The organism is Glutamicibacter sp. MNS18, from assembly GCF_026107515.2.
Classification (GTDB): domain Bacteria; phylum Actinomycetota; class Actinomycetes; order Actinomycetales; family Micrococcaceae; genus Glutamicibacter.
Map to the genome: position 1 here is coordinate 195,836 of NZ_JAPCHW010000005.1, position 21,500 is coordinate 217,335.

Sequence of the window (21,500 nt, forward strand, 5' to 3'; positions counted from 1 at the left end):
GTGTATGCTGAGCCAACTAGGAGCGGTGGGCGGTGTTTACTTCCATGGACCTATTACCGTGCGGCGGAATGCGTTGGAAGAGTTGAAAAGCAACAAGCGTGCAGCGGGTGGATTCGGGTCAGCCACGTCAATTGTGGGAACCCGGCTGGTCTCGTGGGTGGGGACAGCTGTCTTGACGATGGTCTTTTGCTTTGCAGTCGTGGTGATCCGTGGCAATGAGGTCGGAAGCCTTGAGTGGGCCATTTTCATGAGCGCACTGGTGTTCGCCGCGACCCTGGTGTTCGCCGTTTTGCCTAGCTGGTTGACGAAGCGAACATCACTGGCCCGCGAAGGCATGCTTCTATTTGTGGGGCTGAGCCTGCTGCATCTGCTCTGGGATTTCCTCGCTTGGCCAATTCCGAGTCCGGTCGCCGAGTACCTTGTTGATTGGCTTGTCCTTGTGGCCCCGGTCTTCCTTGTCTACGCCCTGATCGCGAGCGGTGCGACCGCCCTGGTCGAGCTGTTCATTTATCGCCTCGGGAAGCGCCGGTAGGGATCGTGGTGTCCCTTGCAAACGACACCACGGTTGTCACCTGGACTGGGGCACGCCAAAGGGGGCGTTGGACCCGGCCGCCACCGGATCCAACACCCCCTATATCGCAAGCGCCTGTTGTTACTGCACCACCTTCTGCACGGGATGACCCAGCTGGTGGGTCGGCACCCGGTAGGTTTCGCGGGCGGTCAGCGCCGAGATGCTGGCCACCAGGGCCACCGCGGCGGTGAACACGCTGATCTGGACCCAGCCGCCGGGCTGAAGCCCGCCGATGGCGGCCACGATCGAGGGGGCGAACCCGGCCAGCAGGAAGCCCAGCTGGGTGCCGATGGCCAGCCCGGAGAAACGGACCTGGGCGGAGAACATCTCGGCGTAGAAGCTCGGCCAAACGGCGTTCGCCGCGGCGTAGGCGCAGGAGAAGACCAGCAGGGACAGCGCGAACTGCAGCAGCGTGTTGCCCGATTCCATGGAACGCAGGTAGAAGGGCATGAAGGCCGCCGAACCCAGTGCGCCATAGATGTACACCGGCTTGCGGCCGATCTTATCCGCCAGCATCCCGAACAGCGGCTGGGTGAACAGCGCCCCGATATTACCGGCCACCACCAGCCACAGGGTGATCGATTCATCCAGGTTGCCGATGGTCTTGCCGTAGGAGATGGCCAGGGTGCCGTAGACGGTGGAGACCGCGGCGATGAAGGCGCACAGGATCACGCGCAGCACATCGCGCCAATGGAAGCGCAGCAGCACACCCAGCGGCAGCTTGGCGATCTGCTTGTTCTTCTTCGCCGCCTCGAACTCCGGGGTCTCGTGCAGGGTGCGCCGGATGAAGTAGGTCACGATGACCACCACGGCCGAGAGCCAGAACGGGATGCGCCAGCCGATGCCGAACTTGATCTCGTCGGGCAGTGCCACCACCGGGATGAAGACCAGGGCAGCCAGGATCTGGCCGCCCTGGGTGCCGGTCAGCGTCCAGGAGGTGAAGAAGGAGCGGCGGTGATCCGGTGCGTGCTCCAGGCTCAGCGAGGAGGCGCCGGCCTGCTCGCCGGCTGCCGAGAGACCCTGCATCAGCCGGGCCAGTACCAGCAGGATCGGTGCCAGCCAGCCCACCTGGTCAAAGGTCGGCAGGCAGCCGATGGCGAAGGTGGCAACACCCATCAGCACCAGCGTGAACATCAGCACCTTCTGCCGCCCGATGCGGTCACCGAAGTGCCCCAGGATCACTGCACCCACCGGGCGGGCGATGTAGGCGAAGCCGAAGGTGGCCAGCGACATGACCGCGGCATTGGTGCCGGCATCCGGGAAGAAGACGTGCGGGAAGATCAGCGCCGCTGCCGATCCGAAGATGAAGAAGTCGTAGTACTCGACGGCGCTTCCCATGAAGCTCGCCAGTGCGGCCTTGACCGGTGTTCGCTTGGCTGTCTCCGGCTGTTGCTGGCCGGCGGCCTGCTGCATTTCTGGCATCTGAATACTCCTTGGGTGATGTCCATGCAATGGTGGAAAAATTCTACTCTGTTCGCAATACGTACACTTGTGCGCAAAGCGAGCATTCAACTAGGATAGAGGTAAATCACATCTGAGACAATCCTTGTGACTGGAAAAAGTCCACAACATAAAAAGGGGAACCCCGGTGAGCACCATTGAGCAGTCCTACCTGGTCGGCCTGATCGGCGATGGGGTCATCCCCTCGTTGACCCCGCCCATGCACGAGCGCGAGGCCGACGCCCACGGCCTGCGCTACCTGTACCGCCCCATCGACCTGAGTGAACTGGGACGTGCGGGTGACGACGTGGGCGAGCTGCTGCGGGCCGGGGCCGAACTGGGTTTCAACGCCTTCAATATCACCCACCCGTGCAAGCAGCTGGTCATCGGGCACCTGGACGGGATCAGTGAAAACGCGAAGAATATCGGGGCGGTGAATACCGTGGTGATCCGTGACGGGAAGTTCCATGGCCACAACACCGATGCCTCGGGCTTCGGCTGGGCACTGGCCACCGGACTACCGGGAGTGAAACTGGACAAGGTACTCCAGCTCGGTGCCGGCGGTGCCGGGGCCGCGGTGGCCTATGCGTTGCTGGACGCCGGGGTGAAGGAACTGACCCTCGTGGATCCGGACAGCACCCGGGCGCAGGAACGGGCCGCTGCCTTGCACGCCGGTTTCGCGGATCGCACCATCACCACCGCCATCCCGGACCAGGTCCCCGGACTGCTGCCCACCGTTGATGGTGTGCTCAACGCCAGCCCGATCGGCATGCACCACCACCCCGGGTTGCCACTGGATATCGCCGGTCTGGAAGCCCGCCACTGGGTGGCCGACTGCGTCTACCGCCCGGTGGACACCGAACTGGTGCTTGCCGCACGCCAGCGCGGATGCCAGGTGCTTGATGGCGGGAACATGGCCGTCGGGCAGGCGGTGGACGCCTTCGGCATCATCACCGGGTTGGAAGCCGATGCCTCCCGGATGCGTGCCCACCTGCTGGAAATGCTGGAGGCCGGACTCTGATGCGCACCTCGATCGCCACCGTCTGCCTCTCGGGCACGCTGGAAGAAAAGATGCTCGCCTGCGCCAAGGCCGGATTCGACGGGATCGAGATCTTCGAACAGGACCTGACCGTCAGCTCCTCATCACCCGAAGAGGTGCGCGCCCTGGCCGCGCGGCTGGGTCTGAGCCTGGACCTCTTCCAGCCCTTCCGCGACTTCGAGGGGGTGGACCAGGACACGCTGCAACAGAACCTGCACCGCGCCGAGCAGAAGTTCAAGCTGATGCAGCGCCTGGGAATGGACCTGGTGCTGCTGTGCTCCAACGTGGCCACGGCCACCATCAACGACGACGAGCTCTTCGCCGGCCAGATCCGCCAGCTGGCCGATCTGGCTGCCGGCTACGGGGTGCGCATCGCCTACGAGGCCCTGGCCTGGGGCAAATACGTGAACACCTACCAGCATTCCTGGAAGATCGCCCGGATGGTGGACCGGGAGAACGTGGGCATCTGCCTGGATTCCTTCCACATCCTCTCGCGCGGGGATGACCCGGCGGATATCGCGGGGATCCCGGGGGAGAAGATCTTCTTCGTGCAGTTGGCCGACGCCCCGGTGATGAGCATGGACATCCTGTCCTGGTCCCGCCACTACCGGGTCTTCCCGGGGGAGGGCGGCTTCGCGCTGGATGATTTCATGGCCCAGCTGGTGCGCTCGGGCTATGACGGGATCGTCTCGCTGGAGATCTTCAACGATGTTTTCCGCCAGTCCAACGTCGTGCATACCGCGGTGGACGGGTTGCGTTCGCTGATCTGGTTGCAGGACCGTACCCTGCAGCTGATGCAGGACGAGGCCGAACGCTACCCGCTGCAGCTCACCGCCCTGCCCCGGGCCCAGGCCCCCAACGGGTTCGACTACGCCGAGGTACGCACCGAGGACCCGGAGCAGGTCGCGGCGATGCTCTCCCAGCTCGGCTTCGGCTTCCATGGGCAGCACCGACGCAAGCCGGTACAGCTGTGGAAGGCCGGGGACGCGCGGATCATCATCAACACCCAGCGCAGCCGCGGGATCACCGCGCAGGTGTCGGGATTCGGGATCCAGGTTGATGACGACGCCCTGGCCGCGCAGCGTGCCCGGGCCCTGCGGGCCCCGCGGGTGCCGCGCCACCAGACCGGCGACGAGCAGGCCCTGGCCGGTTTCACCGCCCCGGATCGGCGAGAGGTCTTCTTCTCCCGGGCGGCGGTGACCGCCTCCTGGGAGGAGGAATTCGGTGTCGGCGCGCCGGCTGCCGAGCCGGGCCTGGTCACCGGGATCGACCATATCAACCTGGCCCAGCCCTGGCAGGCCTTTGACGAATCGGTACTGTTCTATACCAGCACCCTGAACCTGCAGGCCAACGCCGGTACCGAGGTGCCCAGCCCGATGGGACTGGTCCGTTCCCAGGTGCTGCGCACCGGGGACGGGATCGTACGCCTGGCGCTGAATATCGTGCCGCAGGGACTGGAAGCGGCCATCGAGCGCAACCACGAGTACCCCGAACACATCGCGGTGGCCACCGACGATATCGTGTTACTGGCACGTCGTGCGATCGCGGCCGGAATGGAGTTCCTGCCGGTGCCGGAGAACTACTACGAGGACCTGGCGGCACGCTTCCACCTGCCGGAGCCGGTGTTGCAGACCCTGCGGGAGCTGAACCTGTTGTACGACCGGGACGAGCGCGGGGTGTTCCTGCACTTCTACACCGCGACCGTGGGCAACCTGTTCTTCGAGGTGGTTGAACGCCGCGACGGCTACGATGGATACGGAGCACCCAACGCACCCGTGCGATTGGCTGCCCAGTTCGAGAGGAACCGGCTTGCCGGTAGGTAGCAACACACACTGAAATGGGGATGGCGATGGCGGCAGAGCAGCCCGACTACTTCGTGAAATCTGCGGAGAAGACCTTGTCGGTACTGCTGGCATTCAACGGGCACAGCGATCCGCGGACCGTCTCGCAGATCGCCACGGCCATCGAATCCACCCGCGCGACCGCCCGCCGTTTCCTGCTCACCCTCACCGATCTGGGGTACCTGGAAACGGTGGGCAACGCCTACCGGCTGACACCGCGGGTGCTGGATATCGGGGCGTCCTACCTGTCCGGACTCACCCTCCCCCAGGTGGCGGCCCCGCACCTGCAGCGGCTGGCCGCGGAACTGGGCGAAACCACGGCCCTGTGCGTGCTGGACGGCCAGGACATCCTCTACGTGGAACGGGTCCTCTCCCCGCGGCTGCATGCCACGAACAGCACGATCGGCAACCGGCTACCGGCCTGGGTGACCTCCATGGGCCGCGTGCTGATGTCGAAGCTGCCCGCGGCCGAACGCGAGGAGTTCCTCTCCCGGATCGAGCTGACCCACTACACGGACAAGACCGTGTCCAGTATCGAGGCCTTGCGCGCCGAACTCGATCAGGTCGCCGCCCAGGGCTGGTCCATGGTCGCCCAGGAGCTGGATGAAGGATTGCGCGGCCTGGCCGTCCCGGTCTACCGGGGCACCCAGCTGCTCGGGGCGCTGAACGTCTCGGTGCAGCCCGGGCGGATGGAACGGGAATCGATTACCGGACAAATGGTGCCGCTGATGCAACAGGTCGCCCAGGACATCGCCGACGACTTCGGTGGCCGCCTCGGCAGGAAGTAGCCGGCCAACCAGCTAGCCGGAGAGGCTCGCCAACTCGCGTTCGAGCAGTGAAGAGAGCCGACGCACACCCTCGGTGATGGTTTCCTCGTCGACCGCGCAGAAAGCCAGGCGCAACTTGTGGCTCGGCTCGTCACCGGGGCTGAAGGCGGTGCCCGGAATGAAGATCACCCCGGATTTCACGCCCTCTTGCAGCAGGTCATAGGTGTTGATTCCCGCGGGCAGGGTGAGCCAGATGAAGAAGCCCCCTTCGGGACGGGTGTAGTTGATGCCCGCTGGCAGGTACGTATCCAGCGCATCGAGCATCGCGTTGCGGCGCGCGGCGTACAGCGTGCGGTAACGATCGATCTGTCCACGCCAGTCGTGCTCCCGCAGGTAGGTGCTGATGATCATCTGGTTCAGCGTAGGCGGGCACAGCGCCACCGCTTCGCCGGCCAGGTAGAAACGGCGGAAGAGATGCGCGGGGACCGCAGCCCAGCCGATCCGCAATCCCGGGGAGAGGATCTTGGAGAAGGAACCCATGTAGATGACGTTCTGGGCATCCAGGCTGCGCAGCGTGGGGGCCGGCTCCCCATCGTAGCGGAGCATGCCGTAGGGGTTGTCTTCGAGGATCAGCACCCCGGCCTCGCGGCAGATATCCACGACCTGCTGGCGGCGGTCGGCAGCCAGGGTGATGCCCGAGGGATTGTTGAAGTTCGGGATGGTGTAGAGGAACTTGACCCGCTCGCCGGCCGCACGCAACGAGGTGATCCGTTCGGCCAGCGCCGCGGGGACGATCCCCTGGTCATCGGTGAGCACCGGGGCCACCTGGACCTGGTAGGCCTCGAACGTGTTCAACGCACCCACATAGGTCGGGTCCTCGCACAACACGGTGTCCCCGGGATCGCAGAAGACCTTGCAGGCCATATCCTGGGCGGACTGCGATCCGTTGGTGACGACCACATCGTCGACGGCGACATTGTTGATCCCCTCGGCGGCCATGACCTCCAGGATCTGGGTGCGCAATTCCTCGGTGCCCAGCCCCGAACCGTACTGCAGGGCCACGGGACCCTGCTCGGTGATGATCCGGCGGGAGATCTCGCCCAGTTTCTCCAGCGGCAGGGACTGCAGATAGGGGTTTCCACCGGCCAATGACACCAACGACGGATCCAGCGATAGCTCGAAAACATCCCGGACCGCCGACTGCTTGATCCCTGCGGCGCGTTCGGAGAAGAGGCTCTCGTGCCGTGCGGTGATGGACTGGGCGGATGAAGGGACAGTCATGGTGCTCCTCGTGTGGGCCGGGCCGTGGATGGGGCGTTGAACCTGGGTCTCCCGGCACAAAAGTTGTCTGTTGAACTACTTAAGTGTCCTATTGGGAAAAGTCTGTTGAGACGAGTATGAAGGAGTTTTGACCCTATGTCGAGACTGGCCCGCTGTCCGATTCGGCCCGTTCGGCCAACCAGGCCTCGATGGCGGCCGGACGGATCCTGCGGTGGGTGCCGCGGTATTCCACGGGAATGATTCCCGCATCGGTGAGTTTGCGCAGGTAGCTGTTGGAAATCCCGGCCATCTGGGCGGCCTGCGAGGTGTTCAGCAGCAACTGCGGGGTGCCGATGCTGACGGCCTCGCCCTTGGCGAGTCGCTGCAGGACCTCCAGCAGGGCATCGTGGGCGGCCGCCGGTAGTTGCATCGCGGTGCCGTTGACGAAGATCGTGGTGTCGTTGGACTCGGCCAAGGCCCGGGCCAGGCGCCGGGTGGTCTTCTCATCCAGTGCGTCAAAGGTGCGGACCTTGCTCAGTGCGGCAGTAGGTGAAGCCATGGTTCCATTCTGCCCCAAGTTCGTGGGCGACTATCGATCCACCGTTCGAAATCCGGTGTTGCTGCTTGCCGCATCGGGGCTGTTGTGGCTCCGGGCCGAAACCCGGTAGCGGTTGCAGTACGACTCGTGGCAAAGGTGCGATCCACCGCGCATGACCCGTCCGCGGCCGATAGTGGGTCCCTGCGGATCCCGAAGCGGACTGTTGCGGTAGTACTTGGGTAGGAACCAGTCGTGACACCACTGCCATGTATTGCCGGCCATGTCGTACAAGCCCAGGGGGTTGGGCGGGAAGGCGCCAACCGGTGAAGTGCCGATGAAGCCATCCTCGGCGGTGTTTCGCGTCGGGAAATCGCCCTGCCAAATATTGCATTGGTGCCTGCCTCCGGGAAGCAGGTCATCGCCCCAGGCATAGCGTCTGCCCGGGAGCATGCCGCGGGCAGCATATTCCCATTGGGCCTCGGTCGGAAGCCTCCTTCCTGCCCATTGGCAGTAGGCTACGGCGTCGTTCCAGGAAACCTGGACCACTGGATGATCCGGGACGTCTTGCCAGTGGGAATCGATGCCGGTGGGATGGCGCCAGCTGGCCCGGCGGACCCCCAGCCACCAGGCGGCGCCCTGTGCCGGTCCGATCACATCCTTGGGCGGCGCCGTGAGGTACGCATGGAAGACGGCCGAGTATCCCAGCCTTTCGGATTCCGTCAGGTATCCGGTGGACTGGGCGAAGCGTGCGAACTCGGAATTGGTCACGGCGGTGAGATCCATCGAGAATCCCGACACCCTCACTTCGTGCACCGGGAGTTCGCCGTCAGCCGGGTATCCCTCGTTGAAGTGATCGCCCATCATGAAACTTCCTGCGGGGATTTCAACTTGTTCCACGGGCCTGGGGCCGGTATCGCGTGCCTGAACGGCCGCCGGGGCCGCGGTTGCCGGACGTGCGGGAGGGCAGCAGCTCATGGATGCTCCGGCCGGTGGGTACGGGGCCCAAGCAGGGCCTTGACCGAAGTGCACAGGGCCTCAATGAGTTGTTCGGAGCGCTGCACATCCGGGTCGGAAACATGTTGCAGGCTGATCCCGTCGATCCCGGCAATGATGATGCGGGAAACCATTTCGAGGTCGATTCCGGAGTCCCGGCCCTCGGCTTGGGCCGCGGCTGCGAGGATCGAGCTGGTGGAGTCGATCCATGCCGCATACATCGAGCGGTTGATCACCCTGGCCGAGTCGATCTCCTGCGGTTTGTCCAGGCGGGTCGAGCGCAGTAGCAACTCGAAGGTGGTGATCTGTTCATGGGGTGCGGTGAGCATGCGCCGCCAGATGCGGCGGATATGCAGGTCCACCGCATCCTCGAGGGTCCGCGGGGTGGGCATCGGTTCCAGCTCGCGGGCGTAGTCGCGGCTGAGGTAGTTGTAGACCTCGTTGAGCAGGTCGTCCTTGCTCCGGAAGCAGTAGTGCAGGGCGGCCAGGGGGGCATCGGCCTCGGCGGCAATACGACGGGTGGTGGCCGCGACAATCCCCTCGGCGGCGATCACCCGTGCCGCGGCCTCGATGAACTGCCGGCTGCGATCCTCGACTGATATCCGCGCCACCCTGGCTCCTTCGTTATGCCGGGACGCATGGCCAGCAAGCCATGCGCTCCCTTGAGACTTTATCCCGCCGCCAAGATTCGCGGCAAAACCGGTACCGGAAAACGGTTTAAAAATATTCTCCCATAATGCTGGTCAAGTGACTTAGTCATTTGACATACTGTTGGAAGTTGTTAGCTCAGTCACATGAATCCGGGCGGTCCGGGAAGGGTGGAAAACCATGGAACATGCGGTACCAGACCTGATCATCCACGGAGGAGTGGTCCCGCAGATCGGCTTGGGCAGCCACCTTGATGCCGCAGTTCGTGCCGGGCGACCGACCGCGGTCGCCGTGCGCGGCGGCCGTATCCAGGCGGTGGGCGACGAGTCCCTGCTGTCTACGGCCGGCGATCGGACCCGGTTGATCGACGCCTGCGGCGGGGCCATCCTGCCCGGCTTGAATGACGGGCATCTGCATTTCGCCGCCAGCGCCATGACCCGCCACGCCCACCTGTCGCTGCGTGGGGCACGGAGCTGGAGCGAGGTCGCCCTCCTGCTTGAATCGGCAGCACCGGATGCCAGCGGATGGATCAGGGCCGCCGAATGGGACGAGGCGACGCTGGGCACGGGCGGATCGGAAGCGTTGTTCTCGGCCAATCCGAAGCACCCCATCGTGGCCTTTGACGCATCGGGTCACCAGGTGATGGTCAACGCCGAGGGGCTCAAGCGGCTGGGGCTGCAGGACACCACGGACCAGGTTCCGGGGGGAATCATCGCCCGGGATACCGCCGGACAGCCAACCGGGCGGTTCGTGGACGCGGCGATGCGGTTGGTCAATGAGGGGCTGCCGGAAATCCCCGAGCAATTGTTGCGCACGGCCCTGACCCGGCATCAGCAGGAGCTGCATGCGCTTGGCATCACCTCGCTGACGGAGCCGGGTCTGGGTCCCGGGGGACTTAGCCTGATGGCCGCCAGCTGTGGCACCGAGACCCTGGGCATCCTGGCTTCGATGGCCCGCACGGGTGAGCTGACCCTGCGCGTCAACTGCTTGCTGCTGTTCGGTGGAACCGGCGGCGAATCGCTGGAATCGGTCGAGCACGGTCTCTCCGGAGGGCTGTTGCAGATAACCGAGGGGATCGACCCGATGCGTCTGCGGATCGCCGGGGTCAAGGTCTTTGCCGACGGGATCCCGCGGTCGGGCACTGCCTGGTTCCACGACGAATACCGGATTCCCTGCGGGCATGGACATGGGGCCCTGGTGTTGCGAGGGCAGGACGATGCGCAGCGGGTGGAGGAATTCCGGGCCATTCTCACCCGGATCGATGCGGCAGGGCTGCAGGCCGGGGTACACGTGACCGGGGATGCCGCCACCGAAGCGCTCATCGAGGCAATCGAGGCGCTTCCCGATGCGCAGCGGGCCAGGAGGAACCGGCACTACATCATCCATGGGGCGTTTCGGGACGGCAGTTTGCTCGAACGCGTGCATCGTGCGGGCCTTGGCTACAGCACCAATCCAGCCATTCGTTCCGCGGCCGGCGCACTCATGCGTTCGCTGCTGGGCGAGAAACGCTTCGCAGCGCAGCAGCCGCTGGCCAGCGCCGCCGCGCGGGACGTGGATGTTTCGATCGCCTCCGACGCCCCGGTCACCAGCCCCGACTGGCGCCAGAGCGTCATCGCGGCCGTGACCCGCGATACCACCGCGGGCCCGGGGGATGGTGACGCCGAACGGCTGACCATCTCCCAGGCGCTGGCCATGATGACCCAAACCCCGGCCCGGCAGGATCACGCCGAGAACCACAAGGGCCGCATTGCTGCGGGATACCTCGCGGATTTGTGCATCCTGCAGGAACCGATCGATGCCGATGTCACCCGACTGGCCGATAACCCGACTCGCCATACCCTCGTCGGTGGCGAACTTGTCTACAGCAGCTGACCAACCCCAACCAACAACCCGATGATAGGTACCCGCCATGAAAATTCGCACCTTGACCGCAGTACTGACCTCTCTGGCACTGGGCATGACGCTCAGCGCTTGTTCCGGGGACGCCCCGGATCCGCAGTCCGCGGATTCCAACAGCCTGACCCAGTTGAATGTCGGAACCGTGGGGATCGGCTCCGATGCCGCCATCACCACGGCCATCGAACAGGGTTTCTTTGCCGAAGAAGGCCTGGCGGTGACCACCAGTGTGGTTGCCAACCCTCCTGCGGGGATTTCCGCCGCCCAGTCCGGCCAGCTGGATCTGACCTACACGCCCTCGATCCCGTTGATTAATGCCTTGTCGCAGAACGTGGGTCTTCGGGTCATTGCCGCGGCCGACGGCTACAGCGCAGACGCATTGGAAAACGCGGAGCCAGAAAAGGTGGACGATACCGGATTATTCGTCCAACCGGACAGCGCGATCACCAGCCCCAAGGACCTTGCCGGCAAGACCGTAGCGGTCCCGGCACGCAAAGCCCAAATCGAGGTCACCGTTGCCAGCATGGTCCTTGAAGACGGGGGAGACCCCGACACCATCAACTGGATGGTGCTTGATCCGGCCAGTTCACTGCAGTCCCTCCAGCAGGGGCGGGTGGATGCCGCCGGGTTGGTGGCCCCGTTCACCTCCAATGCCATGGCCCAGGGAATGGACTTGCTGGGCAGCCCCGGGCTGGAATTCTTCGGGCCGGGCGCTGTGGGACTGTGGGTCTCCGGTGCACAGCTTGCGGATGCCGAACCCGAGGTGATGGAGGCCTTCCAACGGGCGATCTACCGCGCCAACGCCTATGCGAACGAGAACCTTGATGAGATGGATGAGCTGGCCGCCCAGATCACCGGGGTCGACATCGAGACCATCCGCCAAGGTGCCGAAAGCTACTGGCCGGCGAGTGTCGAGCTGGCTGACCTGACCCAGGTGGACGCGCAACTGGTAGAGCTCGGCTACCTGCCGCAGGAGGTGGGTATCGATGAATCCATCATCTTCAGCGCTCGCTAGCCGGCCGGAGAACGAAGCACCGGAACGGCGTCGCGCAAGGGACTACGATTCCCCGGTGGCCAGGATCGCCCTGAGGGCGGCCGGGGCAGGAATACTCCTGGCTTGCTGGCAACTGACTGCCGTCAACGGAGTATTTGGACCGGGCCTGCCTACCCTTGGTGCCACAGGTGGCAAACTGGCCACGTTGATGGGCGACCCGGGCTTCTGGATCGCCACAGCTCAGACCATCTGGTTGGCGGTACTGGGTCTGGCGATCTCGCTGGTTGCCGGTGTGCTGCTCGGGATGCTGATCGGCACCATCGAATCGGTCTTCTACGCCACCCGGGCGGTCACCGAGTTCCTCAAGCCCATCCCGCCGATTGTTGTGCTGCCGCTATGCGTGATGATCTGGGGGCCAACCAACACCATGGCCCTGGTACTGGTGATGATAGGGACGGTGCTCTCCACGACAATTCAGGTCATTGCCGGGGTGAACGACACCGATCCGGTGGCGATGAACACCGCCCGTTCCTTCGGGATGGGGCGGATGGAACGCCTCTGGCGGATCACCCTGCCCTCGGCAGCTTCCTATATCGGCACGTCAGTACGCATCGGTGCCCCCGCCGCGCTGATTATCGTGGTGGTGGCCGGGCTACTCGGTGGGGCTCCCGGACTGGGTAGCGCGATCTACCGGGCCCAGGCAGCCGGCGACTATCCCGGGGTGTACGCACTGGTCCTGGTGCTGGGCGTCCTGGGGCTGGCTGCGCAAAACCTCACCGCGGCCATTGAACGGCGGGTGCTGCATTGGCATCCGGCATTCCGGAAGGTGGAAAAATGAAACGTCATGCGTTCAACCTGGCGCTGGCGGTAGCCACCCCGCTGCTGCTGGTCGTCGTGTGGTACGGGACCTCGAGTTCCTCAACCAACGCCTTCTTCCCGCCCTTGCGGCAGATCCTTTCCCGATTCGCGGATCTGTGGCTATTCGAGCACTTCACCAGCGACATTCTTCCGAGTCTGGGCAACCTGGTGGTGGGATTCGTGAGCGCGGTGGTGCTGGGGGTAGCCCTCGGTTTCGTCCTGGCCACGGTGCCGCTGCTGCGGGCCATGTTCGAACCCAGCCTGCACCTGCTGCGCGGTATTCCACCCGTCGCCTTGGTCCCGATCCTGATTACCCTGGTTGGTTTCGGCAACGAAATGCGCATTTCCTCGATCATGATCGCCGCGGTCTTCCCGACGATGATCGCCACCATTGACGGGATCAGGGCCGTCGACTCCGGGCTGAAGGATGTCTGCACGGTATACCAGCTGTCCAAGCGCGACAGGCTGCTGTCGGTTTACCTGCCGTCGGCCGGCCCCCAGATCGCAGCGGGAATGCAGGTGAGCCTGCTGGTGGCGTTCATCGTGATGATCGCCTCGGAAATGATGGGCACCGCGCAGGGTATCGGAGCCATGACTCTGCTGGCCCAGCAGACCTTCATGGCCGCAGACATGTGGGCCGGCATCTTGCTGCTGGGGCTGATCGGCTTCCTGAGCAATCTGCTCTTTGACCTCATCAAGAACCGGGTCCTGTCCTGGTACATCGGATCCAAGAAAATGGAGAAGGTATCGTGAACGCCACCATGGAAACTCACACCACGAACGACGTGTCCCCTGGCAACACACCGCGGCTTCTGGTCCAGTCGTTGGCCAAGACCTATGGCAGCGGCCCGAAAGCGGTGGAAGTCATCGAGGATTTGACGTTCTCGGTCCACGCCGGGGAACTGGTCTGTATTGTCGGTCCTTCAGGGGTGGGCAAGACCACCCTTCTCAAGTGCCTAGCCGGCCTGCAACCTTCCAGCGGCGGGACCATGGCAATTGATGGGCGCAAGGTCAGCGGCCCGCCCGCCGAGATGGCCCTGGTCTTCCAGGACTATTCACGCTCCCTGATGCCGTGGTTGACCGTGGAGAAGAACCTCCAGCTGCCGCTACGTCACCTGCGGCTTCCGGCTCGGGAAATGCGCAGCAGGGTCGAGGATGCCCTTGGAGAAGTAGGCCTCAGCCACGCTGCCAAGCGGTACCCCTGGCAGTTGTCCGGGGGCATGCAACAGCGCGCGGCCATCGCCCGTGCCCTCGCCTATCGGCCGGAGATCCTGATCATGGACGAGCCTTTCGCCTCCGTAGATGCGCAGACCCGATTCGAACTGGAGGATTTATGCCTCAAGATCCGTGACGAGTTGGGCATGACGATCCTGTTGGTTACCCACGACATCGACGAGGCGGTGTATCTGTCGGACCGGATCGTGGCGATCGGCCACAAGCCCGCGAGGGTCCTTGAGGTCATGGATGTCGTTCTGCCTTCCCCACGCAACCAGATAGACACCCGAGCCTTGCCGGAGTTCTCTGCCCAGCGCACCAAGGTGCTCTCCCTGATCCGACAGGCCCAGGCATGAGCCAGACACCCAAACGTCCCAATATCCTGGTTTTCATCGCAGACCAGCTGCGCGCCGACCATCTTGGGGCCTACGGAAACCAAGAGGTGCGCACCCCGCATCTGGACCGGTTGGCAGCCCGGAGTACTGTCTATGATCATGCTCATGTGGCGAATCCGACGTGCATGCCGAATCGCGCCAGCCTGCTCACCGGGCGCTGGCCCAGCGCACACGGCACCCAATACAACGGAATTCCGCTGGACCCCAACGCCTCCACCTTCGTGCGGCAGCTGGGGACCTGCGGGTACCGGACCCAGGCCATCGGCAAGCTCCACCATCAGAATATGGGTTGGGATTACGAACCGGAACAGCGTGAGCAGATCCTGGCCACTGACCCGCAGCTATTGGATCCAGCTGTACCGGATGCCGAAGTGCACAACCGGCACCCGGGCTGGGACCAGTGGGAGAACCGCGAGAGACACGAGGCAGGCTATCTGCCGATGCCAGAAGACTACTACGGTTACCAGCACGTTGACCTGGTGATCGGTCATGGGGATGCCCCCGGCGGCCACTGGCCGCATTGGGCACGGGAGCAGGGGATCGATCCCCGGGAGCTGGGTGGAGTCCAGGCAGGAACGGACGTGCTGGACAGTTGGGAGCAGGTCTATACCTCCGCGATCCCGGCCCAAGCCCACCCGACACGGTACATCGGGGAAAAAGCGGTGGAAGCCGTGCATGCACACAGCTCGGTGGAGGAACCCTTTTTCATGTTCGTCTCCTTTCCTGATCCGCACCACCCTTTTGCCCCGCCGCGCGAGTATGCCCGACGCTACGATCCGCAGCAACTGGGTTTGCCGATCGGGTTTGACCAGGACCACACCAAATCCCCGGAACACATCCGGCGAATGATCGACCGGCGGGGAGTGCCCAACCAGGACCCAACGATGACCTTTGCGGTTACCGAGGAGCAGTACCGTGCTGCTGCTGCCGCCCAGTACGGGCTCATCGAGTTCATGGACGAGCAAATCGGGCTGGTGCTCGATGCCCTGGAGCAGACCGGACAGGACCAGGAAACGATTGTGCTATTCACCTCGGACCACGGGGATCTTTTCGGGGACCACGGTTTGATGCTCAAGCACTTCGTGCACTACCGGGCGGTTACCAGGGTTCCGCTCATGATCCACCTTCCAGGCCAGGACGGGCAGCGCCGAAGTAGCGAACTGGTTTCCAGCGCCGATCTGGCGCCCACGCTCATGGAGCTGGCCAATGTGCAAGCCTTCCGCGGTGTCCAGGGCAGAAGCCTGGTCCACGAAGGCATGCTGGGCACCGGCCCAGGAGCCAGCGCATTGTTGGTCGAGGAAGATCAGCCATTCTCATTGCCCGGGCTTCCCGCGCCGGTGCGGATGCGCACTGTCATCACCAGGGAGGGAAGACTGACCCACTATATGGGCGCAGGCACCTACGAGCTCTACGACCACCGAAGTGACCCGGATGAGCTGGAAAACCTTGCCGAAGATCCCTGCGGCGCCGCATTACGCCAGCGACTTGAATCGGCGATGAACCAACAGCTGGTCAACCTCGCGGCCTCCCGATCTCGTCCAACGGCCGCAGCCTGACCGCGTAGATGCAGCGCGCCGTCGAGTTCCCGGTGGACAGGACCTCGGCGGCGCGAAACATGACCTGATGCGGCAAGCGGGAGTTGTCATGCGGTGAATGGTTCCCGTATGGTGGAAACCAAGGTCTAAAGAAAGTACTGACCAACCATCATTGCGGCACGCAGTGACGTGACTGATCTCCTTACCTGGCGGCGGCGTTGTTGTTATGTGTGTTTGTGAAGTGAAGTTCGAGCCCGATTCTGGCTCGCTTTGCATAAACGCGGCCCGATGCTTGGTTTTACGCGTTCCCTTCGCTATGCCACAAGTTTCGTGGGCAATGCGTTATGCCGTATTCAGCACTTTCTGAAGGAAGTAGAAGTCTAATGTCTGTTGACTCCACCCAGGACCTTTCCAAGATCACCGATGCAGAGGTTTTCGACGCCCATCTCGGCGGCAAACTCAGCGTCATCTCCCAGATGCCACTGCGCACCAAGCGCGACCTGTCGATCGCCTACACCCCGGGTGTGGCCAAGGTTTCCCAGGCCATCGCCGACGATCCGGCCAAGCACGATTCCCACACCTGGGCTTCCCGACTGGTGGCCGTGGTTTCCGACGGCTCGGCAGTGCTCGGCCTGGGCGACATCGGCGCGGCTGCCTCGTTGCCGGTGATGGAAGGCAAGAGCGCACTGTTCAAGGAATTCGCCGGACTGGACTCGATCCCGCTGGTTCTGGACACCAAGAATGTCGACGAGATCGTCGACACCGTCATCCGCCTGCGCCCGAGCTTCGGTGCGGTGAACCTGGAGGACATCTCCGCCCCACGCTGCTTCGAGATCGAGCGTCGCCTGATCGAGGCCCTGGATATTCCGGTCATGCACGATGACCAGCACGGTACCGCAGTGGTCGTGCTGGCCGCATTGATCGGCGCCGTTCGTTACACCAAGCGCGAGCTGTCCTCGCTTAAGGTGGTCGTTTCCGGTGCCGGTTCCGCTGGCGTGGCCGTGACCAAGCTGCTGTTGCAGGCCGGCGTGGCCGATGTCATCGTGTTGGACTCGCGGGGCACCATCCACCGCGAACGTGACGACTTGAACGCATCCAAGGCCGAGCTGGCCGCCATCACCAACAATGACGATGTCATGGGCGGGCTGGCTGAGGCGCTGGACGGTGCCGACGTCGTAGTGGGCCTGTCCTCCTCGAAGTTCGACGAGGCCGCCGTGGCCAAGATGAACAAGGATGCCATCATCTTCGCGCTGTCCAACCCGACCCCGGAGATCATGCCGGATGACGCCAGGAAGTACGCCGCCGTGGTTGCAACCGGGCGTTCCGACTTCCCGAACCAGATCAACAACGTGTTGGCATTCCCGGGCATCTTCCGTGGTGCCTTGGACTCCGGAGCGAAGAAGATCACCGAGGAAATGAAGGTCGTGGCTGCCCACGCCATCGCCGACCTGGTGGGAGAAGACCTCGACGCCGACTACATCATTCCTTCCGCCCTGGATGAGCGTGTGATGCCTGCGGTCTGCGCAGCGGTGGCAGCGGTCGCAGAGAACGCCAAGTAGGGAATATACCCCAGGCAGGAACTCCTGCCTCGCACGGAGCCGACAGGTAGCCAGTATCGACTGGCCACCTGTCGGCTTCGCGCGTTGTGCAACAGGAACCGGCGGAGGCCGGGAAATACTTATCCACAATTTCGCAATCCACTGCCCACCGGCAAGCCAAAGGCTGAACACTGGGAGGACTTCCAACCAGGACCATCCTAAGGAGTGTTCAGCATGTGTCTGATGTGCGAAGGAAAAAGTGCAGCCGAGGTGGAGCGGCGAATCAATGGCCATATCGCGGAGCATGGATTCTCGGTGATCTGCGTCCAGGACCCCAACCCGAAGCGGGTAATCGGCTATACGGTTGGGCTCACGAAAATAGGGCAGCCCGAATTCTTGGTGCGCGGTGTCTGCCAGGAAGACACCATGATGATGCTCGATGGCCTGGCCCGCGATGTATTACGCGGTGCCCGGTATGCCCACGGGCACACCGCCGATTGGAAGGGCGGTCAGTGGCTGTACTTCGTATCCAAGAACGGGGCGGGCAAACAAGCAGTGGTGGCCTATCGCCGGTACGCTGCAGCGCTGAGGGTGCTCGAGATCCATCTGGTGGATCGTGACCTGGTGCAACATGCCTGCAAGGGACACCGGGACAGGGTTGCCGGCGCGGTGTAAACCAGACTTGCGGCCATGTCGCGAACCACGGGCCAGGGTCGTTCCCAGCCACCCTTATCCAAGGAACGACCGTCCCAACGCCAAAGGAAAGGGAGTTGTCACGATGGAGCCAGTGTTTATCGGCGGGCTGTCCGACGCCGACCTGAAATTCGGGATTGATATCAACATACAGCGGAATGGATATTTCCCCTTGATCATCCAAGATCCTCAGTCATCCTTTTGCCGCTGCTACACAATCGGTTTGAGCTCGATTGGGCATCCGGAACTGACAATGCAGGGGGCTGAAGCCCCACTGGTCTACAAGTTCATGCACCATCTGGCCCACGATGTCATGTACCACCAGTTGGTTCTCGGACATGGAATGAACATCCGTTGGTACGGTTCAACCTTGAACTTTGAGGAAATCGGTGAAGCTTGCCGCTTCGCGCCCGAAGCGGCTAAACGATATGGACCGGAGATTACCCTGCTGGAAGTTTGGTGCCCGGATGACACCGACCCCCAGAACGAGGCGCCTGAATACGTCATAGGATAACGACGAACCCGCCGGAGATGCCGGGGTCCTGCCTGTTCCATCCACCACACGGCCACGTGCGCCTCCGCCACCGCACCTTCGTTCTTCTCTGCAGGTGGACCGGCATGGTAAAGCGCTCCCGTTATAAGCCGGAGTCAAGCCCTTCAAAGGAAAATAGCGAAACCGAGGCCGCAACACAAACACCTGTGCTGGAAGCCGGTCGCGGCGAGTGAGTACTGTAGAGGTATGGCATTCCGTAATCGTCGCGCCGCCGCGCTTCCCGCAAAATTGTCCCGTTCGTGGTTGCTGGTTAACGCCGCCACGCCCGAAGCCTTCGGGCCATCCCTGGCCTCCGAGGCAGACTCGGTGATTTTCGACATGGAAGCGGCAGTTCCCGATGACCAGAAGAGCCAGGCGCGAGATGCAGTGGTGAACGCGTTATCGACTGGAATGACTGCCTGGGTTCGGGTCAACGGGATTGACACGGAATATTGGGCCGATGACTTGGCCGCGCTATCCGAGGCACCAGGTCTGCGCGGCATCATGCTAGCGATGACCGAAAAACCCGAACAAGTGACCCTCAGTGCGATGCGCCTGCGTGCAGGCACTCCAGTGCTGGCACTGGTGGAATCGGCTCTGGGTATCGAGAACGCTACGGCCATCGCCTCAGCTCCGGGAACCTTCCGTCTGGCATTCGGAGTCAACGACTTTCGCAAGGATACCGGTGTTTCCGATGATCCCATTGCGTTGGCTTATGCCCGCGGCAAGCTCGTCGTGGCTTCCCGCGTGGGCAAGTTGCCTGGCGCGATTGACGGCCCACCGCCAGCCGGTGCGACATCCGAGATCGTGGCCAGTGAAACCCGCGTGACCGCCTCGATGGGCATGACGGGAAAGCTTTCGCTGAGTAGCGACCATGTGGACGGAATCAATGCGGCGCTGGCTCCAAGCACCGATGAATTGACGTGGGCCATGGAACTTCTCGAAGCACATGCTGCCGGCGCTTCAGTGGGTGACGGTTCGTACCTGCCGCGTCTGGCTCGTGCCCAGAAGATCGCGGATCTGGCCGATTCCTACGGCCTGTGGAATGCCTAGTATCGTATAAGGATCGTCCCGACCCGATGGGTCGGGATCTTCTTTTCCAATTTTATCGAAGATATATTCGATTATCTACGGTATAATGGGAGTATGCTCGAAGCAATGGCGCAACGACACCGCTCAACCATTGAGTCGCTGCACCAGGAATCACGAGACCTGGTCGCCTCCTTGGAAGGGAAGCTGGCGTGGATCGAAAACCACGGCAGCAAGGAAGAGTGTGCTCAGGCCATTGAAGAACTTGATGCGTTGGAAGCCAGCTATCGATTCCATCAAGCGATGCTCTCCCATCAACTGGAAAAAGAAGTTGTTCGCCACAACGAGTATCTCGGCATTAACCTCAATGACTCCACGCGCGGGGCTGCCTCGCTGGTTGCGCTGTCGCGTCGACGTTCACCTGATGGTTTCCGCAGCTACTTGGTCAAGTGTCGTATCCTGGCCGAGGATACCCCGTATCTGGCCGAACGCTTTGCCCTTGGGGAACTCACTGAATCGCAAGCTATGGCGATCCTCGGTCCGCTGCGGGACGTCAATGCTGAGCAGCGCCAGGAGTTCGATCGGCTCTTCTCGCAGAACCCTGACATGTTCGAATCCCAAGGAACCAAGCAAATCAGTGAAACAGTTCAGTGTTTTACACTCAAATACGCCAGCGATGAGCAGTGCAAGAAGACGAAGAAAGCCGAGGAAGGCCGCTACGTTAAGTTCCGTCGTGGTGAAAACTGCATTCATATTTCCGGCCGTCTGCCGGTCATTGCAGGGACCGCGATGCAGATGCACCTACGGCAGGAGTCCTTCCGCATTGTGAAATCCGGTGATTCGCGCACTCGTGAGCAGATCAAGGCTGACCTGCTGACAACGTACATGCTGGCCGGTCAGCCCGAGAAAATGCCGCTGAAACTCAATGTCGGTCTGATCATGACGGACAAGACCCTCTTTGTCGGTGAGCGGGAGCCTGCCTATCTGGAGGGGTACGGGTTTGTTCCTTCCCAGTTCGCACGTGAATTGGTAGCAGGAGATTCAATCGATACCGCACAGAACTTTCAGGATTTGGAAGGCCCGCCGCTGGAGGACTATATCAAGCGCCTTGAGACCTTCCCGGAGCTTCAACGGATTTACACCGCGCCAGGAGACACTGAATTGGTCGCCATGGACTCCAAATCCAGGGTTTTTCCGGACGGGTTGCGTCGTTTTGTCCGGATCCGCGACCGTCACTGCCGTACGCCCTTCTGCAATGGGCTTGTGGATGAGATCGATCATGTTGTGCAGCATTACCTGGGTGGACCTACCGACGTTGAGAACGCAGCTGGCCGATGTCCGAGCTGTAACAAGGCTAAGGAATCGCCAGGATGGGTTGAAGTGGTTGCCCTCAAGGGACCGCATGCCATTCGAATATCCCCGTTGACGACGTTATCCTACGTCTCCAAGGCCCCACCTGCTACCGGTGCGGTGCACCGCACCTTTCCGCAATTGATGCACCAGTCTAAATGGGTGCAGGGTTTCAAGCATTCGTTGCAACAGGACAGCCCTCGCTGCGGTCCCGACCCGTAGGCAGCCCAACACGCCTATGCGGTCCCTGCATGGGACGCACTGCGAAAGCGGTCACGAGGTCGGCTCTGGGGCATTCTGTTCTGCCCCATGACAGTTGGGGGAAGAGCCTGAATCTGCCCCGCCGAGTTAAAAGTTGAAGCCGGCCC

20 protein-coding genes are annotated in these 21,500 nt (G+C 62.7%); 15 read left to right on the top strand and 5 right to left on the bottom strand.

All coding sequences use genetic code 11. From position 1 onward, the window contains the following. The first annotated feature begins 4 nt into the window (after nucleotides 1–4). Entirely contained in the window at nucleotides 5–532 is a 528-nt protein-coding gene (locus OK351_RS08685) for a hypothetical protein (RefSeq protein ID WP_265157948.1), read from the top strand. A gap of 120 nt (nucleotides 533–652) precedes the next feature. On the opposite strand, the gene OK351_RS08690 is transcribed toward OK351_RS08685, so the two are convergent. Then, on the bottom strand, nucleotides 653–1,984 hold the full coding sequence (locus OK351_RS08690; RefSeq protein WP_265158382.1) for an MFS transporter: 1,332 nt from the start codon (nucleotides 1,982–1,984) through the stop codon (nucleotides 653–655). A 175-nt stretch (nucleotides 1,985–2,159) separates the two neighbouring features. Here OK351_RS08690 and OK351_RS08695 point away from each other — a divergent pair, with 175 nt between their 5' ends. Genes OK351_RS08695 through OK351_RS08705 form a run of 3 tightly spaced genes read left to right on the top strand, consistent with a single transcriptional unit; the run spans nucleotide 2,160 to nucleotide 5,679 of the window. Further along, nucleotides 2,160–3,032, top strand: a complete 873-nt coding sequence (locus tag OK351_RS08695) for a shikimate dehydrogenase (RefSeq protein ID WP_265157949.1) — start codon at nucleotides 2,160–2,162, stop codon at nucleotides 3,030–3,032. After that, on the top strand, nucleotides 3,032–4,873 hold the full coding sequence (locus tag OK351_RS08700; protein ID WP_265157950.1) for a sugar phosphate isomerase/epimerase and 4-hydroxyphenylpyruvate domain-containing protein: 1,842 nt from the start codon (nucleotides 3,032–3,034) through the stop codon (nucleotides 4,871–4,873). Before OK351_RS08695 ends, OK351_RS08700 begins: the two co-directional genes overlap by 1 nt. 26 nt (nucleotides 4,874–4,899) lie before the next feature. Then, nucleotides 4,900–5,679, top strand: coding sequence for an IclR family transcriptional regulator domain-containing protein (locus tag OK351_RS08705; protein ID WP_265157951.1), 780 nt, complete (start codon nucleotides 4,900–4,902; stop codon nucleotides 5,677–5,679). 12 nt (nucleotides 5,680–5,691) lie between these two features. Here OK351_RS08705 and OK351_RS08710 read toward each other — a convergent pair whose 3' ends face one another. The 4 genes from OK351_RS08710 to OK351_RS08725 all read right to left on the bottom strand — a co-directional run bounded on the left by OK351_RS08710 (nucleotide 5,692) and on the right by OK351_RS08725 (nucleotide 9,060). Then, nucleotides 5,692–6,939 (bottom strand): aminotransferase-like domain-containing protein, encoded by a 1,248-nt coding sequence (locus OK351_RS08710; RefSeq protein WP_265157952.1) that lies wholly within the window; start codon nucleotides 6,937–6,939, stop codon nucleotides 5,692–5,694. 133 nt (nucleotides 6,940–7,072) lie between these two features. After that, nucleotides 7,073–7,477: a helix-turn-helix domain-containing protein gene (locus OK351_RS08715; protein WP_265157953.1), complete on the bottom strand. Its 405-nt coding sequence runs from the start codon at nucleotides 7,475–7,477 to the stop codon at nucleotides 7,073–7,075. A gap of 30 nt (nucleotides 7,478–7,507) precedes the next feature. Next, a complete protein-coding gene (locus OK351_RS08720) occupies nucleotides 7,508–8,431 on the bottom strand; it encodes a formylglycine-generating enzyme family protein (protein ID WP_371931406.1) in 924 nt (307 codons plus the stop codon). Then, the gene (locus OK351_RS08725; RefSeq protein ID WP_265157955.1) at nucleotides 8,428–9,060 is read right to left on the bottom strand and encodes a TetR/AcrR family transcriptional regulator; all 633 of its coding nucleotides are present in this window, start codon (nucleotides 9,058–9,060) and stop codon (nucleotides 8,428–8,430) included. The genes OK351_RS08720 and OK351_RS08725 overlap by 4 nt, the downstream gene beginning before the upstream one ends. 217 nt (nucleotides 9,061–9,277) lie before the next feature. On the opposite strand from OK351_RS08725, the gene OK351_RS08730 reads away from it, so the two are divergent. The 11 genes from OK351_RS08730 (at nucleotide 9,278) to OK351_RS08780 (ending at nucleotide 21,354) form a co-directional block, all read left to right on the top strand. After that, nucleotides 9,278–10,969: an amidohydrolase gene (locus OK351_RS08730; RefSeq protein ID WP_265157956.1), complete on the top strand. Its 1,692-nt coding sequence runs from the start codon at nucleotides 9,278–9,280 to the stop codon at nucleotides 10,967–10,969. A 37-nt stretch (nucleotides 10,970–11,006) separates the two neighbouring features. Beyond that, nucleotides 11,007–12,008 carry an ABC transporter substrate-binding protein gene (locus OK351_RS08735; protein WP_265157957.1) on the top strand — a complete coding sequence of 334 codons (1,002 nt, stop codon included), beginning with the start codon at nucleotides 11,007–11,009 and terminating at the stop codon, nucleotides 12,006–12,008. A 55-nt stretch (nucleotides 12,009–12,063) separates the two neighbouring features. Beyond that, entirely contained in the window at nucleotides 12,064–12,825 is a 762-nt protein-coding gene (locus tag OK351_RS08740) for an ABC transporter permease (RefSeq protein ID WP_265157958.1), read from the top strand. Continuing rightward, nucleotides 12,822–13,598, top strand: coding sequence for an ABC transporter permease (locus tag OK351_RS08745; RefSeq protein WP_265157959.1), 777 nt, complete (start codon nucleotides 12,822–12,824; stop codon nucleotides 13,596–13,598). The genes OK351_RS08740 and OK351_RS08745 overlap by 4 nt, the downstream gene beginning before the upstream one ends. 8 nt (nucleotides 13,599–13,606) lie before the next feature. Then, on the top strand, nucleotides 13,607–14,416 hold the full coding sequence (locus OK351_RS08750) for an ABC transporter ATP-binding protein (RefSeq protein WP_265157960.1): 810 nt from the start codon (nucleotides 13,607–13,609) through the stop codon (nucleotides 14,414–14,416). Next, nucleotides 14,413–16,011: a sulfatase family protein gene (locus OK351_RS08755; RefSeq protein WP_265157961.1), complete on the top strand. Its 1,599-nt coding sequence runs from the start codon at nucleotides 14,413–14,415 to the stop codon at nucleotides 16,009–16,011. Before OK351_RS08750 ends, OK351_RS08755 begins: the two co-directional genes overlap by 4 nt. Before the next feature lie 362 nt (nucleotides 16,012–16,373). Then, on the top strand, nucleotides 16,374–17,549 hold the full coding sequence (locus OK351_RS08760; RefSeq protein ID WP_265157962.1) for an NAD(P)-dependent malic enzyme: 1,176 nt from the start codon (nucleotides 16,374–16,376) through the stop codon (nucleotides 17,547–17,549). Between the two features lie 222 nt (nucleotides 17,550–17,771). Continuing rightward, nucleotides 17,772–18,203: a DUF4262 domain-containing protein gene (locus OK351_RS08765; RefSeq protein WP_265157963.1), complete on the top strand. Its 432-nt coding sequence runs from the start codon at nucleotides 17,772–17,774 to the stop codon at nucleotides 18,201–18,203. 103 nt (nucleotides 18,204–18,306) lie between these two features. Then, entirely contained in the window at nucleotides 18,307–18,735 is a 429-nt protein-coding gene (locus OK351_RS08770; protein WP_265157964.1) for a hypothetical protein, read from the top strand. Between the two features lie 225 nt (nucleotides 18,736–18,960). Next, entirely contained in the window at nucleotides 18,961–19,806 is an 846-nt protein-coding gene (locus OK351_RS08775) for an HpcH/HpaI aldolase/citrate lyase family protein (protein ID WP_265157965.1), read from the top strand. 93 nt (nucleotides 19,807–19,899) lie between these two features. Further along, complete coding sequence (locus OK351_RS08780; RefSeq protein ID WP_265157966.1) at nucleotides 19,900–21,354, top strand: HNH endonuclease; 1,455 nt, start codon at nucleotides 19,900–19,902, stop codon at nucleotides 21,352–21,354. The last annotated feature ends 146 nt before the right edge of the window (nucleotides 21,355–21,500 follow it).

What these genes read in the sequence shown, in the direction of transcription:
- OK351_RS08685 (WP_265157948.1), top strand. Translation starts at nt 5, where the DNA reads ATGCTGAGCCAACTAGGAGCGGTGGGCGGTGTTTACTTCCATGGACCT.
- OK351_RS08690 (WP_265158382.1), bottom strand. Translation starts at nt 1,984, where the DNA reads ATGCAGCAGGCCGCCGGCCAGCAACAGCCGGAGACAGCCAAGCGAACA.
- OK351_RS08700 (WP_265157950.1), top strand. Translation starts at nt 3,032, where the DNA reads ATGCGCACCTCGATCGCCACCGTCTGCCTCTCGGGCACGCTGGAAGAA.
- OK351_RS08705 (WP_265157951.1), top strand. Translation starts at nt 4,900, where the DNA reads ATGGCGGCAGAGCAGCCCGACTACTTCGTGAAATCTGCGGAGAAGACC.
- OK351_RS08710 (WP_265157952.1), bottom strand. Translation starts at nt 6,939, where the DNA reads ATGACTGTCCCTTCATCCGCCCAGTCCATCACCGCACGGCACGAGAGC.
- OK351_RS08715 (WP_265157953.1), bottom strand. Translation starts at nt 7,477, where the DNA reads ATGGCTTCACCTACTGCCGCACTGAGCAAGGTCCGCACCTTTGACGCA.
- OK351_RS08720 (WP_371931406.1), bottom strand. Translation starts at nt 8,431, where the DNA reads ATGAGCTGCTGCCCTCCCGCACGTCCGGCAACCGCGGCCCCGGCGGCC.
- OK351_RS08730 (WP_265157956.1), top strand. Translation starts at nt 9,278, where the DNA reads ATGGAACATGCGGTACCAGACCTGATCATCCACGGAGGAGTGGTCCCG.
- OK351_RS08735 (WP_265157957.1), top strand. Translation starts at nt 11,007, where the DNA reads ATGAAAATTCGCACCTTGACCGCAGTACTGACCTCTCTGGCACTGGGC.
- OK351_RS08745 (WP_265157959.1), top strand. Translation starts at nt 12,822, where the DNA reads ATGAAACGTCATGCGTTCAACCTGGCGCTGGCGGTAGCCACCCCGCTG.
- OK351_RS08750 (WP_265157960.1), top strand. Translation starts at nt 13,607, where the DNA reads ATGGAAACTCACACCACGAACGACGTGTCCCCTGGCAACACACCGCGG.
- OK351_RS08755 (WP_265157961.1), top strand. Translation starts at nt 14,413, where the DNA reads ATGAGCCAGACACCCAAACGTCCCAATATCCTGGTTTTCATCGCAGAC.
- OK351_RS08760 (WP_265157962.1), top strand. Translation starts at nt 16,374, where the DNA reads ATGTCTGTTGACTCCACCCAGGACCTTTCCAAGATCACCGATGCAGAG.
- OK351_RS08765 (WP_265157963.1), top strand. Translation starts at nt 17,772, where the DNA reads ATGTGCGAAGGAAAAAGTGCAGCCGAGGTGGAGCGGCGAATCAATGGC.
- OK351_RS08770 (WP_265157964.1), top strand. Translation starts at nt 18,307, where the DNA reads ATGGAGCCAGTGTTTATCGGCGGGCTGTCCGACGCCGACCTGAAATTC.
- OK351_RS08775 (WP_265157965.1), top strand. Translation starts at nt 18,961, where the DNA reads ATGGCATTCCGTAATCGTCGCGCCGCCGCGCTTCCCGCAAAATTGTCC.
- OK351_RS08780 (WP_265157966.1), top strand. Translation starts at nt 19,900, where the DNA reads ATGCTCGAAGCAATGGCGCAACGACACCGCTCAACCATTGAGTCGCTG.